This is a genomic window from Streptomyces griseiscabiei, assembly GCF_020010925.1.
Lineage (GTDB): Bacteria > Actinomycetota > Actinomycetes > Streptomycetales > Streptomycetaceae > Streptomyces > Streptomyces griseiscabiei.
The window spans coordinates 868555-884229 of the sequence record NZ_JAGJBZ010000001.1 but is presented as its reverse complement, the minus strand read 5'-3'; the positions used below and the strand labels follow the sequence as shown (position 1 = coordinate 884229).

The 15675-nt window shown below is 71.3% G+C and carries 12 protein-coding genes; 7 read left to right on the top strand and 5 right to left on the bottom strand.

Features of this window, described 5'->3' with window-relative positions:
* Positions 1-58: 58 nt before the first annotated feature.
* Both J8M51_RS03795 and J8M51_RS03790 read left to right on the top strand, forming a co-directional pair.
* Positions 59-289 carry a ribbon-helix-helix domain-containing protein gene (locus tag J8M51_RS03795; RefSeq protein WP_086754598.1) on the top strand — a complete coding sequence of 77 codons (231 nt, stop codon included), beginning with the start codon at positions 59-61 and terminating at the stop codon, positions 287-289.
* Positions 276-623, top strand: coding sequence for a type II toxin-antitoxin system PemK/MazF family toxin (locus J8M51_RS03790; RefSeq protein ID WP_086754595.1), 348 nt, complete (start codon positions 276-278; stop codon positions 621-623). Before J8M51_RS03795 ends, J8M51_RS03790 begins: the two co-directional genes overlap by 14 nt.
* A 68-nt stretch (positions 624-691) precedes the next feature.
* On the opposite strand, the gene J8M51_RS03785 is transcribed toward J8M51_RS03790, so the two are convergent.
* A complete protein-coding gene (locus J8M51_RS03785) occupies positions 692-1711 on the bottom strand; it encodes an aspartate-semialdehyde dehydrogenase (protein WP_086754593.1) in 1020 nt (339 codons plus the stop codon).
* A gap of 353 nt (positions 1712-2064) precedes the next feature.
* On the opposite strand from J8M51_RS03785, the gene J8M51_RS03780 reads away from it, so the two are divergent.
* Both J8M51_RS03780 and J8M51_RS03775 read left to right on the top strand, forming a co-directional pair.
* On the top strand, positions 2065-2601 hold the full coding sequence (locus tag J8M51_RS03780) for an RNA polymerase sigma factor (RefSeq protein WP_086754591.1): 537 nt from the start codon (positions 2065-2067) through the stop codon (positions 2599-2601).
* A gap of 1 nt (position 2602) precedes the next feature.
* Positions 2603-3637, top strand: a complete 1035-nt coding sequence (locus J8M51_RS03775) for a hypothetical protein (protein WP_086754589.1) — start codon at positions 2603-2605, stop codon at positions 3635-3637.
* Positions 3638-3731: 94 nt separating this feature from the next.
* Here the strand turns inward: J8M51_RS03775 and J8M51_RS03770 are convergent, their stop codons facing one another.
* A complete protein-coding gene (locus tag J8M51_RS03770; protein ID WP_086754587.1) occupies positions 3732-7052 on the bottom strand; it encodes a S8 family serine peptidase in 3321 nt (1106 codons plus the stop codon).
* A 222-nt stretch (positions 7053-7274) separates the two neighbouring features.
* On the opposite strand from J8M51_RS03770, the gene J8M51_RS03765 reads away from it, so the two are divergent.
* From J8M51_RS03765 to J8M51_RS03755, 3 genes are all read left to right on the top strand, one after another.
* Complete coding sequence (locus J8M51_RS03765) at positions 7275-7739, top strand: NUDIX hydrolase (RefSeq protein ID WP_086754584.1); 465 nt, start codon at positions 7275-7277, stop codon at positions 7737-7739.
* Between the two features lie 234 nt (positions 7740-7973).
* Positions 7974-9746 carry a TIGR03767 family metallophosphoesterase gene (locus tag J8M51_RS03760; protein WP_086754582.1) on the top strand — a complete coding sequence of 591 codons (1773 nt, stop codon included), beginning with the start codon at positions 7974-7976 and terminating at the stop codon, positions 9744-9746.
* A gap of 113 nt (positions 9747-9859) precedes the next feature.
* Entirely contained in the window at positions 9860-11017 is a 1158-nt protein-coding gene (locus tag J8M51_RS03755; protein ID WP_179202985.1) for a serine hydrolase domain-containing protein, read from the top strand.
* Between the two features lie 22 nt (positions 11018-11039).
* On the opposite strand, the gene J8M51_RS03750 is transcribed toward J8M51_RS03755, so the two are convergent.
* The 3 genes from J8M51_RS03750 to pepN all read right to left on the bottom strand — a co-directional run bounded on the left by J8M51_RS03750 (position 11040) and on the right by pepN (position 15595).
* Positions 11040-11492, bottom strand: coding sequence for a hypothetical protein (locus J8M51_RS03750; protein ID WP_143673114.1), 453 nt, complete (start codon positions 11490-11492; stop codon positions 11040-11042).
* A gap of 193 nt (positions 11493-11685) precedes the next feature.
* Positions 11686-12750, bottom strand: coding sequence for a hypothetical protein (locus J8M51_RS03745; RefSeq protein WP_267298961.1), 1065 nt, complete (start codon positions 12748-12750; stop codon positions 11686-11688).
* A 262-nt stretch (positions 12751-13012) separates the two neighbouring features.
* Positions 13013-15595: an aminopeptidase N gene (gene pepN, locus J8M51_RS03740; RefSeq protein WP_267298960.1), complete on the bottom strand. Its 2583-nt coding sequence runs from the start codon at positions 15593-15595 to the stop codon at positions 13013-13015.
* Positions 15596-15675 lie beyond the last annotated feature (80 nt).

Genomic DNA, 15675 nt, shown 5'->3' with positions numbered 1-15675 from the left:
TGAGTGGCGGCCCAATTGGAGTGGCTAACCTGTGCCTACCACGGGTAGCATCAGGTGTATGAAGATCAGTGTGAGTCTGCCGCAGGAGGACGTCACCTTCGTCGACGAGTACGCCGCGCGTACGGACGCCGATTCGCGGTCGGCCGTGATACATGCCGCGATCGAGCTCCTGCGTGAGGCGCAACTGGAGCAGCAGTACGCGGAGGCGTTCGCCGAGTGGGACGGGAGCGAGGACGCCGCGTTCTGGGACCGGTTCGTGGGGGACGGGCTGTCCGATGAAGCGCGGTGACATCTATCTGGTCGACTACGAGCCGGCACGCGGCGGCGAGGCCAACAAGGCCCGCCCGGCGGTGATCGTCTCCAACGACGGCGCCAACGCGGCTGTGGCACGAACCGGCCGAGGCGTGATCACGCTGGTCCCCCTGACGACGAACACCTCTCGCGTCTATCCGTTCCAGGTGCTGCTCCCCGCCGAGGAATGTGGCCTCCCGAAGGACTCCAAGGTGCAGTGCGAGCAGGTTCGCGCTCTCGCCCCGGAGAGGCTGCTGCGGCCCATCGGTTCGGTGCCGGGGCAACGCATGGCCGAGGTCGATGTGGCCCTGCGGCGGCATCTGGCCCTCTGAACACGCGCACGGGGGCGCCCACCGGATGGATGCTGGTGGGCGCCCCCTTTCGCGCGCGTACCGCCCGCCTACTTCTCGCTCAGCTCCGCCGCCACCAGCTCCGCGATCTGGACCGCGTTCAGCGCGGCGCCCTTGCGGAGGTTGTCGCCCGAGACGAACAGGGCGAGGCCGTTGTCCACGGTCTCGTCGGCGCGGATGCGGCCGACGAAGGAGAGGTCCTGACCGGCGGCCTGGAGGGGGGTCGGGATGTCGGAGAGGGCCACACCGGGGGCGCCGCCCAGCAGCTCCGTCGCGCGCTCCACGGAGATCGGCCGGGCGAAGCGGGCGTTGATCTGGAGGGAGTGCCCGGAGAAGACCGGGACGCGCACACAGGTGCCGGAGACCTTGAGGCCGGGGATCTCCAGGATCTTGCGGGACTCGTGGCGGAGCTTCTGCTCCTCGTCCGTCTCGTGCAGACCGTCGTCGACGATCGAACCGGCCAGCGGGATCACGTTGAAGGCGATGGGCCGCTTGTAGACGCCGGGCTCGGGGAAGTCGACGGCCGAGCCGTCGTGCGTCAGCTTGTCCGCGTCGCCCCCGACCTTCTGGACCTGGCCGTGCAGCTCCGCGACGCCCGCCAGACCGGAACCGGAGACCGCCTGGTAGGAGGCGACGACCAGCGCTTCGAGGCCCGCCTCCTCGTGCAGCGGACGCAGGACCGGCATCGCGGCCATCGTCGTGCAGTTCGGGTTGGCGATGATGCCCTTGGGGCGGTCGGCGATCGCGTGCGGGTTCACCTCGGAGACCACGAGGGGCACCTCGGGGTCGCGGCGCCAGGCGGAGGAGTTGTCGATCACGACCGCGCCCTGCGAGGCCACCTTCTCGGCCAGCGCCTTCGAGGTCGCGCCGCCCGCGGAGAACAGCACGATGTCGAGACCGGAGTAGTCGGCGGTCGCCGCGTCCTCGACCGTCACCCCGTCGATGACCGAACCGGCCGAACGGGCGGACGCGAACAGACGCAGCTCGCGCGCCGGGAAGTCACGGTCCTTGAGGATCTTCCGCATGACCGTGCCGACCTGACCCGTGGCTCCGACGATTCCGACCCTCACGGCGACTCCTTTTACGTGGCTTGTGTGTGTCTGCGGCATGACCGAGGCGTTTCCATCATGCGGTCAGTCCCGGCCCGTGTGTCCAATCCTTTGACCGGAACGCCCGGGGACCGGGACGCGACCGCCCCCGGCGGCGGAGCCGCTTCTATGGCCGTCACCCCCGCTGAGCTGGAGAAATTCGCCCTACGGCGGCCCCGTACCGCAAGCTGTGCTGCCTCGACCCTGCCCACGGCACCCGGACGCACGCGAAGGTGTGACGTACGCCTCTGCGTTCCGGCGGGAAAGTCGTGCCGGACCGGCCGAACGTTTCGGCCCCCGTCGGCGTCGTAGGGGAAACGCGGGAGGGGGGAGGGGTGGCTGTGCTGCGCGGAAAGGCGCGCCACGTCGAGGGGGTCCCGGAGGCGGACGACCCACTGGACGCGGCCCAGGAACGGCGGGTGCGGGCCGTGCTCGCGCTCGGCGGTGTGCCGCAGTCGGACCTGCTGGACGGGGTACAGCAGGTACGGCTGCGGCTGCTGGAGCGGGCGGCGAGCGGCCGGGAGTCACCGCGGGACGTGTCCGCGTGGGCGGCGGTGGTGGCCTCCAACCTGGCGATGGACTGGCACCGCGCCAAGCGGCGCCAGGAACGCCTGGGCGAGCGGCTGGCCTCGCTGCGCCAGCACGAGCACCCCTCCGGCGAGGACTCCAGCGTGCTCTCGCTCGCCGTCGCCCGAGGCCTGGACGAGCTGCCCGACGCCCTGCGCCAGGTCCTCGTCCTGCGCTTCTACGCCGACCTGCCGGTCCGCGGGATCGCCGACGAGCTGGGCATCCCCGAGGGCACGGTCAAGAGCAGGCTCCACTCGGCGGTCCGCGCCCTGCGTACCCGCCTGCACGAGGACGAGGTGGTGTGACGTGTCCGCCCAGGAGAACAGCAGGCACGACGCCGAACACGAGGCCGTCGAGAGCCCCGGCCCGTCGCGGGACCACCCCGAGCGGGAGGGCTCCTCGCAGGTGGGCCTCGCGCAGGACGGCCCGGCGCACGACGAGCCGGCGCACGACGACCCCGCCCCCGACGGCCCGGCCCTCGACGACCTCACCCTCGAAGCCCCCGTCCACGACGGTATGGACGCGCTGCTGGCGGCCCTGCTCGACGAGCCGTTGTCCGAAGAGGCGCTGCGGGACTCCGAGTTCGTGGCGGCGCGGGACGCCGCTGCCGGGGACATCGCGTTGCTGCGGGAGCAGCTGGGGCTGATCGGTGACGCGTTGGCGGGGCCGGCGGCGGGCGGGGACTCCGTGGCCGGGACTTCGCCGGGGCGAGCCGGGGCCGCGCGGCCGGGGGACGCGGCCGGTGCCGAGACGGACCCCGGGCGGGTGTCCGGGCCCGCGGCGGCCCCCACCGCGTCGGTGACACCCCTGTCGCCGCGGCCGTCCCGCGCCCGGCGTGCCCTGAAGATCACCTTCGGCACCCTCGCCGCCGCGGCCGCGGCCTCCGTCGTCCTCGGCATCGGCTGGGTCGTCGTCCAGAGCGGCGGCGTGGCGTCCGACGCGGGCACCACCAGCAAGGCGGAGGGCCAGGCGCAGAGCGACGCGGGCGGTGACTCCGACCTGCGCACCGAGGAGGGGTACGTCGCCTGTGCCCGGCTCATCGTCGAGGGCACCGTCGCCGAGGTCGAGCCCGTGCCCGGAGCCGCGCAGGACCGGATCACGGTCGAGGTCGACCGCTGGATCAAGCCCGGCCGGGGCGAGGACCGGATCGACTTCCCCATGGCCCACGACGCCGACCCCCGGCTGCGGAAGGGCGACCACGTCCTCATCGGCATCCCGAGGGACAGCGCGCAGCCGGACGTCTGGACCAACCAGGAGGCGGAGATCGCCCGCGACCGGGCCCGGATGGAGGCGGCGCTCCCGGACTCGAAGGAGCTCTCGAAGGCGCTGGGGTGCGAGTGACCCGGTGAGGGGGGCGGCACGACGAAGGGGCGGGTGTCCGACCTGACACCCGCCCCTCGCCTCACGCACGCACTACCGGCGCGCTACTCGCGCACTACGGCGTGACCTTCTCGATCCGCACGCTGCCGGTGCCCGCCGCGGTGCCGCGGGCGTTCACCAGCTGGACCTGGCCGAAGAACTCCCGGCCGGCCGGGGCCTCGGCGGACGCGACGACGTCGCCGGAGACGGTGGTCGACTGACCCGTGCCGAGCTTGACGGCGGCACCCGCGACCTTCACCTCGCCGAGGGCGGAGGAGAAGAACACGTCGCGGTAGTCGTACGTGGTGGACCCGGCCGGGACCGCGTAGCCGACGACCTCGATGGTGTACGTGCCGGCGGCCGGCGACGGCAGGGAGACGGACTCCTCGGAGTCGCCGTCGGCGGAGCTGCCGACCTGGGTGCCCGCGGCGTCGTAGACGTACAGGTCGAGGTCGGCGCCGGTGTCGGCCGTGTTGCCGATGGTGACGTCCAGGGACTCGGCGCCCGCGGGCACCGTGACCGTGGAGGTCTGGGTGGCACCGGTCGCGATGGTCGGCCGGTCGGTCTTGGCCGAGCCGAGCGGGCCGCCCGTGAGCTTGCCCTCGATCGGGGCGAGCTTGTTGTCCACCTTCCAGGAGGCGGCGGTCGGGGTGCCGACCTTGGCCTCGGGCACGGTGACGACCTCGGGGTCGAAGTTCGCCCCGTACACCGCGAAGTCGAGCTTGAAGGGGTTGTCGAGCAGCGGCGAGGTGCGGCGCGACTCGACCTCGAACTCCCAGACACCGGGCTGCGGGTTGGCGTACGAGCGCACGTCCGGCTTGCAGCCGCCGCCGTCCTGGAAGTTGTTGTAGCAGGTCAGGGAGCTGGTGCTCTCGACCGCGACGCCGTACGGGTGGTTGGCGATGAAGCGGGTCTGGCTCTTGTCCTTCAGACCGCTGATCGCGACCTCGAGGGACTTGGCGCCCTCGGGGACGGTGACGAAGTACGACTTGAAGGCGTTGCGCTGGACCGTGCTCTTCACCGAGTGGGTGTAGTTCAGCGGCTTGGAGACGACCACCGTGTTGAGGATCTGCCTGTCGACGCCCACGGTCTTCGGGTCGTCGACCTCCAGGATCACGCTGCTGATGCCGGCTTCTTCGGGCTTGGCGGCGATCTTCACGGTGACCGGCTTGTTCAGCGGCAGGGAGACCTTGTCGCCGCCGACGATCGAGAACGTGTCGTTCTCGTCGTTCTTCAGGCGCAGGTCGTGCGCGATCGCGGTGTCGGCCCCGGTGGTACGGGTGACGACGACGTCGTACGTCTTCGACTGCCCGGCCTTCAGGCCGCCCTCACGGTCGTAGACGCCGGTGCCGAAGCCCGGGGTCTTCAGCGCGAAGTCGATGGCCGTGTCGACGGGGGCCTTGACGGTGTACTCGTGCGCCGAGGCGCCCGCCTTGATCGACTTCCAGGCGGCCTCGATGTCCATCAGGCCCGCGCCCTCGGCGTACGCCTGCACACGGCGGATGTGGTCGGCCGTCGAGGTCAGCGCGGTGCGCAGCTTCGCGGGCGGCAGGGCGATGCCCTTCTCCTTCGCGGCGCTGAGCAGCAGCGCGGCGGAGCCGGCCGCCTGCGGGGAGGCCATCGAGGTGCCGTTCAGCATCTGGTAGCCGGCCGGCAGGGTGTAGCCCGCCTCGGGCGCGATGACGCCGGGCAGCCAGGTCTGCGCGGTGTTGACCGCGGCGCCGGGCGCCACCAGGGTCGGGGTGAAGCCGCCGTCCTCACGCGGACCGCGCGAGGAGAAGTTGAACAGCTGGTAGCCCTTGGCGACCTCGGAGCCGTAGTTCGAGGCCCAGGTCTCCTTGGAGATGGACGCGCCGACCGAGATCACCTTGTCGGCCAGACCGGGGTCGCCGATGGTGTTGGCGCCGGGGCCCGAGTTGCCGGCCGAGATGACCAGCTGGACGCCGTAGGTGTCGATGAGGCGCGTGTACAGCTCGGCGCGCGCGTTGTTGCCGTCGTTCAGCGCCGGGAGGCCGCCGATGGACATGTTGACGATGTCGACGCCGCGGTTGACGACGAGGTCGATCATGCCCTCGGTGAGCGCCACGTTGGTGCAGCCGGGGCCGAACTCGCAGGCGCGGGAGGAGACGATCTTCGCGCCGGGGGCGGCGCCGTTCATCTCGCCGCCGAACAGGCCCTTCGCGGCGGTGATGCCGGCGACGTGGGTGCCGTGCTCGCTGGAGATGAGACCGATGTTGACGAAGTCGGCCTTCTTGCCGACCCAGTCGCCCCCGAAGGGGTCCATCGGGACGTTCTTGCGGTACTCCACGACGAACGGCTGACGCTCGGCGACGTCGGTCGCCGGGTTGTCGGTGCCGAAGTAGCCGATCTGGTAGCCGTCCTTGTACGGCTTCATCGGCTTGTCGTCGCGGAAGTCGAAGTTCTGGTTCACGTCGACGGTGACCGTGCCGGCCGCCGCGTCGTAGAGCACGCCCCACGCGTCGGTGGTGTCGCCGTCGCGGTTCACGTCGCCCGCCGCGTCGCCGCCCGCCGTGGCGGACTCACGGAAGGTGTTGACGGAGTAGGTGCCCGCGGGCGCGGTCCAGGTCCGGCCGCCGAAGGTGAACGTCGGGCCGGAGACCGAGTTCGTCATCGGGCGCCAGCTGAGGTCGTTGTCGACGATCGGGTCGGTGGACGTCACCCAGTCGACGATCTTGCGCTCGCCGGTGGTGGTCTTCTGCAGCGCGGGGTGCGCGAGGTCGACGCCGGAGTCCAGGACGCCGATGGTGATGCCCCGGCCGTCGGCCGTCGGGTTCTTCCGCACGAAGTCCACGGCGCCCGTCTCGAAGGACGGGTTGTACGGGTTCTTGGCGGGGGTGTTCTTGTCCGGCCCCGGGTACGTCTCGGCGGCCGTGGCCTGCTTCTTCGCGCCCTTCGCGGCGCCCGCGACCGGCGAGGGGTCGTCGAGGACGATCTCCTGGCGCAGGTCGATGCCCTGCACGGAGGAGAGCTTCGCGGCGGCCGAGATGGCCGAGTCGGCGCTCTTGGTCGGGACGGTGGCGCGGACGTAGCCGAGCTTGTCGTAGGTACGGCCCACGGAGCCGCCCTTGACCGCGTCCAGCTGCTCGGCGACCTGTTCGGTCTTCCCGGGCGCGGTGGCGATCATCATCGTGACGTTCTTGTCGCCGTCGGCCTTGGCCTCGGCGAGGAGGTCGGCGTCGGTCGAGCCGAGCTTGTCGTGCGCGGACTTGACACCACCGTCGGACGGGACGGTGGTGGACGGGTCGTCCGCCGAGAAGGCCATGGGTATCGGCCCGGCCGCGGAGAGCGCGGCGACCAGACCCGCGGCCACGGCGATGCGTGCCACGCGTCTTGAACCCGACCGGGGGCCGGGCTGGGGGGTGAGGGTCATCGACATCCCTTGTAGGTAAGGAATTCAGTGAGAGGACATGGGTGATCCGAGCGGCAGGTTCGGATCGGTCCGGTCCGTTATGTGGTCCCGGATGATCGCTCAGTCTTACCGAAGTGATAGATGTTTGGGGAGTGCTGACCGCGACGGATCGAATTCATGGGGTAAACCCTCAACCCGTCATGAGTGCAATGACCGCGTATGGGCGGACATTGCGGGTAACGTTTGCGCATGCGTGAGCAGTTGAGGGTGGCGGCCTACGCCGTGTGCGTCCGCGAGGAGCGGCTGCTGCTGGCCCGCTGGGTCTCCCGGGACGGCCTGCGCAGGTGGACCCTGCCCGGCGGCGGCATGGAGCACGGCGAGGACCCCTACGACACGGTCGTCCGCGAGGCGGCCGAGGAGACCGGCTACGCCGTCGAACCCACCACGCTCCTCGGCATCGACACCAGCAGGCGCCAGGGCTCCGGCCGTCTGGGCGCCCGTGTCGACTTCCAGGCCCTGCGCGTCGTCCACGAGGCCCGCGTCACCGGCGGCGACCTCCGCCACGAGACCGGCGGCTCCACGGACATGGCCGCCTGGCACCCCCTGGCCGAGGTCCCGGACCTCGACCGGGTGGGCCTGGTCGACGTGGGCCTGCGCCTGTGGAGGGAACGCCCCCGCAGCGGCCGTCCGCCGGTGCCCTACCCCGGCAGATGAACACGGAGTGACCCCTTCCCTTCGCTTCCGCTCACATTCGGGAACTTCCGGTGACGCACACCGTCGCCGGAGATCGACGTACGGTGATCGGCGCTGTCCGTTGCGACGTCGTTAACGTCCAGGCCACCCCCGCTGCCAAGCATCGAGGAAGAGCGGGAACCCCAGTGCGGCCCACACCGCGCGGTGGCCCCCCGCGACCACTTCCGACGCGTTCGCACTCGGGGAGACCGCGCCATGTCGCGCATACGCTCAGTCGCTGCCGCCGCCACCAACCCTGACCGCCGGGCCTTCCTCGCCGCCACCGGCGCGGTCGGCCTCGCCGCGGGGGCCGGCTTCGCCCTGCGGCCCGAGGCCGGCGCCGCCACCGCCGCCGACGGGGTCACCGCCACGGAGGTCCCCCTCGCCAACCTCTCCAACAGAGAGGCCCCGGCCGCACCGCTCGCGCCCTACACCCGCGGCACCACCCTCGCCTCGGTCGCCGCCCCCCGCACCTCCTCCGGCTACCGCCGTCTCGGCGGCGGCCCCGCCTGGAAGCGGGTCGTGCGCGGCGACCTCGCCGCCCCCAAGTCCGGGCGCGAGAACCGCCGTACGGCCCTGGCCTCCTTCGTGCAGTTCACCGACCTGCACGTGGTCGACGTCCAGCACCCGCTGCGCTACGAGTACCTGCGCGCCCAGACCGCCAGCGCCTGGCGCCCGCAGGAGGCGCTGTCCGTGGCCGGCGCGGTCTCGCTCGTCGAGCGGGTCAACGCGCTGCTCGGCGCCCCGGTGACCGGCTCCCCGCTGCACTTCGTGATGACGACCGGCGACAACACCGACAACAACTCCAGGACGGAACTGGACTGGTTCCTCAAGGTGATGAGCGGGGGGCGGATCACCCCCAACTCCGGTGACCCGCGCCGCTACGAGGGCGTCCAGGACTCCGGCCTCAAGCTCTACTGGCAGCCCGACGCGGCCCTCCGCGACGCCGACAAGCAGCTCGGCTTCCCCCGGCTGAACGGCTTCCTGGCCGCCGCCGTCCGCGAGGTCAACAGCCCCGGCCTGAACGTCCCCTGGTACTCCACGGTCGGCAACCACGACTCCCTCCCCGGCGGCTGCTACGCCCCCGGCGACTCCTTCTTCGCCGACTTCGCGGTCGGCGGCCGGAAGCTGATGACGCTGGACGAGAAGGTCGGCAAAGCCATCTGGGACAACGTCAAGAGCGGCGGCGACCCCAAGGGCGCCGAGTGGAAGGCCATCCTCAAGGCCCAGGCGAAGAAGATGCGCGCGGTCACCCCGGACGAGAACCGCGCCCCCTTCACCCCGCAGGAGTACCTCAAGGCCCACCTGGACCCGGCCCACACCGGCGCCGGTCCGGTCGGCCACGGCTACTCCAAGGCCAACCTGGACGCCCGCACCCAGTACTACGCCTTCCGCATCGCCGACGACGTCATCGGCATCAGCCTGGACTCCACCGACCCCGGCGGCCACTACGAGGGCTCGCTCGGCACGGCTCAGCTCAAGTGGCTCGACAGCACGCTGAAGGAGGCGGCCAAGGACGGTTCGTACGCCGTCGTCTTCAGCCACCACACCAGCGCCTCGATGCGGAACCTGCGCAAGGACCCCGCCCGCCCCACCGAGGCCCGTCACGGCGGCGACGAGGTGCTCGCCCTGCTCGGCCGTCACCGCTCCGTTCTGGCCTGGGTGAACGGGCACAGCCACCGCAACCGCATCACCCCGCACGCGTCCTCCGGCGGCGGCTCCTTCTGGGAGATCTCCACGGCCTCCCACATCGACTTCCCCCAACTCGCCCGGGTGATCGAGCTGGTGGACAACAAGGACGGCACGCTCTCCCTGTTCACCACCCTGATCGAATCGGCCGCCCCGCACGCCACCGACTTCACGGACCTCTCGCAGACCGGCCTCGCCGCCCTGTACCGCGAGCTGTCCTACAACGCCCCCGGCCGCCGCGACACGCTCACCGGCACCCCGGGCGACCGCAACACGGAGCTGGTCCTGCGAAAGGGCTGAAAGCAGCTCAACCGGCCCGCACTCGCTCAACCCGGACGGTCACGGCCGTGTCCCCCTTCGCGACCGGACGTTCTCGGAGTCACCGGGAGTGCCGGCCGAAGGGGGAGAACCACATGCCAGCACGCGCAGCACGCACGGGTCTCGTGGCGGCCACCGCCGTCGTCGCGGCGATGGCCCTGGCCGCGCCCGCGACCGCGGCGGCACCCACCGCCGCGTCCGCGAGAGGCGACCACCGCGCCACCCAGAAGGCGATGGACGCCAATGTGCGGGACGGCGTCATCGGCATCGCCGTCCAGGCGAAGGACGAACACGGCGTCTGGAAGGCGACCTCGGGCGTCGGCGACCTGAAGTCGGGCGAACCGCGCTCCGCCCGCGACCACTTCCGCGTCGGCAGCATCACCAAGACCTTCGTCGCCACCGTGCTGCTCCAACTGGAGGCGGAGGGCCGGCTGTCGCTGGACGACACGGTGGAGAAGTGGCTCCCGGGCGTCGTCCGCGGCAAGGGCCACGACGGGCGCGAGGTGACCCTCCGTCAACTCCTCAACCACACCAGCGGAATCGCCGAGTACACCTCGGACGAGCGGTTCGTGAAGGACGTGTTCCTCGCCGAGGGCTTCCTCGAGAACCGCTACCGCACCTGGACCCCGCGCGAACTGGTCGGCATCGCCATGAAGCACGAACCCACCTTCGCCCCGGGCACCGACTGGAGCTACTCCAACACCAACTACGTGCTCGCCGGCCTGGTGATCGGGAAAGCCACCGGCCGCTCCTACGGCGACGAGATCCGCGCCCGTGTCATCGAGCCCCTGGGCCTGACCGACACGAAGGTCCCCGCCACCGACCCCACCCTTCCGAAGCCGCACAGCCGCGCCTACTCCAAGCTGGCGGAGACGACGGACGGCAGGACGTACGACGTCACGAAGCTCAACCCCTCGGTCGCGGGCGCGGCGGGCGAGATGGTCTCCGACGCCGACGACCTGAACCGCTTCTACTCGGCGCTGCTCCGCGGAAAGCTCCTGCCGAAGAAGCAACTGGCCGCCATGAAGGACGTCATCCCCGTCGACGGCGACCGCGGCGGCTACGGCCTCGGCCTCATCACCTACAAGCTCTCCTGCGGCGTCCGGCTGTGGGGCCACAGCGGCGGCATCCACGGCTCCTCCTCGGAGACCGCCACCACCGCCGACGGCCGCCACACCCTCACCTACAACTTCAACAGCGACTGGAACGGCGACAGCACGCCGATCATGGAAGCGGAGTTCTGCGCGAAGTAGGACCCCGCTCCCGGGCGGCGGCTCAGGCCCAGGTCCACCTGTCGTCGGAGCAGGTGCGGTGGGTGCCCTCGACGATGCACACGCGGACACCCAGGAAGGTCTCCTCCGGCATGTTGTCGGTCTCCCAGAGGGAGCAGTAGGGCGCGTTCATGCCCCGCGTGGTGGCCATGGTCTTCCAGGAGCCGCCCTCGAACTTCCGCTGGACCTCGATCCCCTTTCCGTCGGCGTACTTGTCGCACGCCTGGAACGCGTCACCGGGGATCGGGTTGACGAGACCGTTCGGGTCGGCGTTGAAGACGCCGTAGCCGCGGAAGGTGCCGTCGCGGTGGAGGTCGATCTCGATGTCGTCGTTGCCCTCGGTCCAGTACACCCACCGGTCGGCCGCCATCGCCGGCGCGTTGGCCAGCAGCACCAGCCCGAAGGCCGCGCCGACCGCGAGGCCGCCTCTGACCACGGACGTGCAAGCCTGCTTCATGTTTCCCCCTGATGATCCGAACGACAGTCCCGCCGCGCACATGACCGGCGGGCGGGTGATCGGGGGACTCTACCCGGCCTGTCCAACTCCCGGGTAGGCGAAGCTTTTCCGTACGTTCCCTGTACGCACGAGGAAGGGCCGCCGGGCGAGCGGCGGCCCTTCCTCTCCCCTCCTGGTGGTCCGGGTCACCCGTTCACCGGGGAAGTACCACGACGTACGCCGCCGGATCGCGGTCGCACGATGCCATCAGCGCGGTGCGGACGACGGCCGCCTGCTGCTCCAGGGAGTCGCGCAGCTTCCTGGGGGTGAGGTGGACGACGGTGATGCCGAGCCGCTCCAGCATCTCGCGCTTGCGGGCGTACTCGGACCACAGCGCGTCGTCCTCCTGGCGCGGGGCCCGGACGTCCAGTTCGACCGCGACGGCCTGCTCCGGCCAGTACGCGTCGAGGCCGCCGAGGTGGGGGCCGCCGGGCAGGCGGAGGTCCACGTTCCAGACCGGGTCGGGCAGGGCGTGCTCACGCACCATCCGGTACAGCTGGTTCTCCGCGATCGCCCGCCCCTCCGCGAGCAGCGACTCCACCGCGTCGGCCACATGCGGCCGGTTCAGCAGCCGTGCCTGTGTCAACTCCCGGACGACAGAGGCCGGTTCGGTGTGGCCGCCGCGCACCGCCTCCGTCAGCAGCCGGCGTACGGCGCCCGCGTCGGTCAGCTCCGCGACCGCGTCGGCGAGGGCGCGCGGCACCGGCGCGACGGGCAGGCCGGTCACGTACGACGGGGTCGGCATGGCCGGGGTGCGGACGATCCGGACGCAGCCCACGGTCCGCAGCCGGCGCAGCCGCGGGACCAGGACGTCGATCGCGTCGAGGGAGGGCAGCGGGGGAGCGGAGGTGAAGCCGTGCAGCGTCAGGGCGGCCAGGCCGGTGATCACCGCGTCCTGGTAGCGGGGCGCGGGGCGGGGCTCGTCCGCGTTCGGCTGGGCGGGCACGCCCGCGGCGACCCCGGTGGCCGTCTCGCGGAACGGTGCGCGGGCCGCGTACGACAGCACCGCGTGCAGCCGCTCCTCCGAGGTGGGCGGGCCCGGGTGCAGCAGGAACACACCCGGCAGGATCTGCTGCCAGGAACCACCGGGCCGGCACTGCTCGTTCGTCTCGGCCGCGGTGACACCCTGCGCGCGCAGCTGCGCGGCCGTCAGCACCCGGCGCGTGACGTCCGGGAGGCGACGGAGGGGGCGGGGGGAGAGCGGGGTGTTGTGGGTCATGACCCGGAGGTTCCCGCTCCGGGGCCGCCCATGAACCTCTGTTACACGCCCGTCGACAAATCAGGACAAGACAGCACTAAAGTACGTGCGTTCGACTGCCGATACCCGCTGGTCCGTACGGGGATCAGAAAAGGTTACGGGTCCGATTACCCGAATTCGGTAACCCTGAACCGGAGGAGAGGGCGGGGGCGGGGCACCCTTACGGCTGCCCCGCCCCCGCCCGTCCTCATCGCGCCCCGTCCTCATCGCGCCCCGGCGGAGATCAGCCCCCGGCGGCGAGGTCGCACTCCTGCCCCCGCAACCCCCGGGCCAGATCGTCCCGCGCCTCGATCACCAGCCGCCGCAGCGCGGGCGGAGCCGCCTCGTGCGAGGCCAGCCACGCGTCCGTCGCCTCCAGCGTCCCCGGCGAGTCCTGCAGCGACGGGAACAGGCCCCGCACCACATCCATCCCGATCTGGATGGACCGCTCGGCCCACACCCGCTCGATCACCTCGAAGTACCGGGCGGCGTACGGCGCCGTCAGCTCCCGCTGGGACGGCCGCGCGAAGCCCGTGATCGTCGCCTCGACCAGCGCGTTGGACAGCGCGTCCGACTCCACCACCGAGGCCCACGCCTGCGCCTTGACCGCCGCGGACGGCCGCGCCGCCAGGCACCGCACCTGATGCCGCTTCCCCGAAGCCGTGTCGTCCCGCGCCAACTCGGCCGCCAGCGCCGCCTCGTCGGCGACCCCGTACGTGGCCAGCGGCTCCAGGAACGCCCATCGCAGCTCCTGGTCGACCTCCAGCCCGTCGATCTTCTCGGTGCCGGCCAACAGCCCCCGCAGCACGGCGAGATCGTCCTCGCCCGACGCCACCGAGGCGAGGAAACGGGCCCACGTCAGCTGATGCTGGCTCCCCGCCTCGGCCGCCCGCAGCTCCCGCAGCGCGCCCTCCGCCAGCAGCCGCCCCCCGGTCTCCCGCCACGCGGGCGCCGCGTAGTGCGTGAGCGCCGAGCCCGCCCAGGCGTGCAGCATCTGCAGCACCCCGATGTCGGACTCCCGCCCGGCGAACCGCAGCACCAGGCCGACGAAGTCCCGCGCCGGCAGCAGCGCGTCCCGGGTCAGGTTCCACAGCGCCGACCAGCACAGCGCCCGCGCCAGCGGGTCGGTGATGTCCCCGAGCCCGGCCCGCAGCGTGTCCAGCGACCCCGCGTCGAACCGGATCTTGCAGTAGGTCAGGTCGTCGTCGTTGACCAGCACCAGCGCGGGCGCCTCGGCCCCGGCCAGCTCACCCACGACCGTACGCGGCCCGTCGACGTCCACCTCGGCGCGCGCGTACCGCTCCAGCGAACCCCCTTCGTCGCTCCGCCGGTACAGACCGATCGCCACCCGGTGCGGCCGCAGTTCGGGGTGCGACTCGGCGGCCTCCTGCACCACCGCCAGCTCGCCGATCCGCCCCTCGGCGTCCAGCAGCACCTGCGGCGTCAGGGAGTTGACCCCCGCCGTCTGCAGCCACGCCCGCGACCAGGACGCCATGTCCCGCCCGCTGGTCTCCTCCAGCACCGACAGCAGATCACCGAGGCGCGTGTTGCCGTACGCGTTCCGCTTGAAGTAGCGCCGCGCGCCCTCCAGGAAGGCGTCGCGCCCCACATACGCCACCAACTGCTTCAGCACGGACGCGCCCTTGGCGTACGTGATGCCGTCGAAGTTGAGCTTGGCGTCCTCCAGGTCACGGATGTCGGCCGTGATCGGGTGGGTGGAGGGCAGCTGGTCGGCGCGGTAGGCCCAGGACTTGCGGTTGTTGGCGAAGGTCACCCAGCCGTTGGTGAAGCGGGTCGCCTCCACCATCGAGAAGGAGCCCATGAAGTCGGCGAAGGACTCCTTGAGCCACAGGTCGTCCCACCACACCATGGTCACCAGGTCGCCGAACCACATGTGCGCCATCTCGTGCAGGATCACGTTGGCCCGGCGCTCGTACGACGCCCGCGTCACCTTGCCCCGGAAGATGAACTCCTCCCGGAACGTGACGAGTCCGGGGTTCTCCATCGCGCCGAGGTTGTACTCGGGCACGAACGCCTGGTCGTACTTCCCGAACGGGTACGGGTAGTCGAAGTGGTCGTGGAAGAAGTCCAGGCCCTGCTTGGTGATCAGGAAGACGTCGTCGGAGTCGAAGTAGGGCGCGAGACCCTTGCGGCACATCGCGCCGAGGGGGATCTCCAGCCGCGTACCGTCGTCGAAGGTCCGCTCGTAGGTGTCCGTCACATAGTGGTACGGGCCCGCGACGACCGCCGTGATGTACGTCGAGATCGGCTTCGTCTCCGCGAACCGCCACACCCCGTCCGTCCGCTCCCCGACGCCGTTGCTCCACACGACCCAGTCCTCGGGCGCCCGCACCTCGAAGCGGAAGGGGGCCTTGAGGTCCGGCTGCTCGAAGTTCGCGAAGACCCGGCGGGCGTCGGCCGGCTCGTACTGCGTGTAGAGGTAGACCTCGCCGTCCTCGGGGTCGACGAAGCGGTGCATGCCCTCGCCGGTACGGGAGTAGGCGCACCGGGCGTCGACCACCAGCTCGTTCTCGGCGGCCAGGTCGTCGAGGGTGATCCGGGAGCCGTCGAAGACCTCGCTGGGGTCGAGGTCCTTGCCGTTGAGGGAGACGGCCGTCACACTCGGCGCGATCAGATCGGCGAAGCTTCCGGCGCCCGGGTCGGCGCAGCGGAAGCGGATCGTCGTCACCGAGCGGAAGGTACGCGGCTCGGCTCCGCCGGAGTCGCCGACGGCGGACCGCAGATCGAGGGAGACCTCGTAACCGTCGACGGAGAGCAGAGCGGCCCGCTCCCGGGCCTCGTCGCGGGACAGATTCTCACCGGGCACGGGCGGCACTCCCTAGAGGTGGTGTTGCGGCTGGTGTTCAGTATGCGGACAGCTCGATCCTGCCATGGGTCACGGGAATG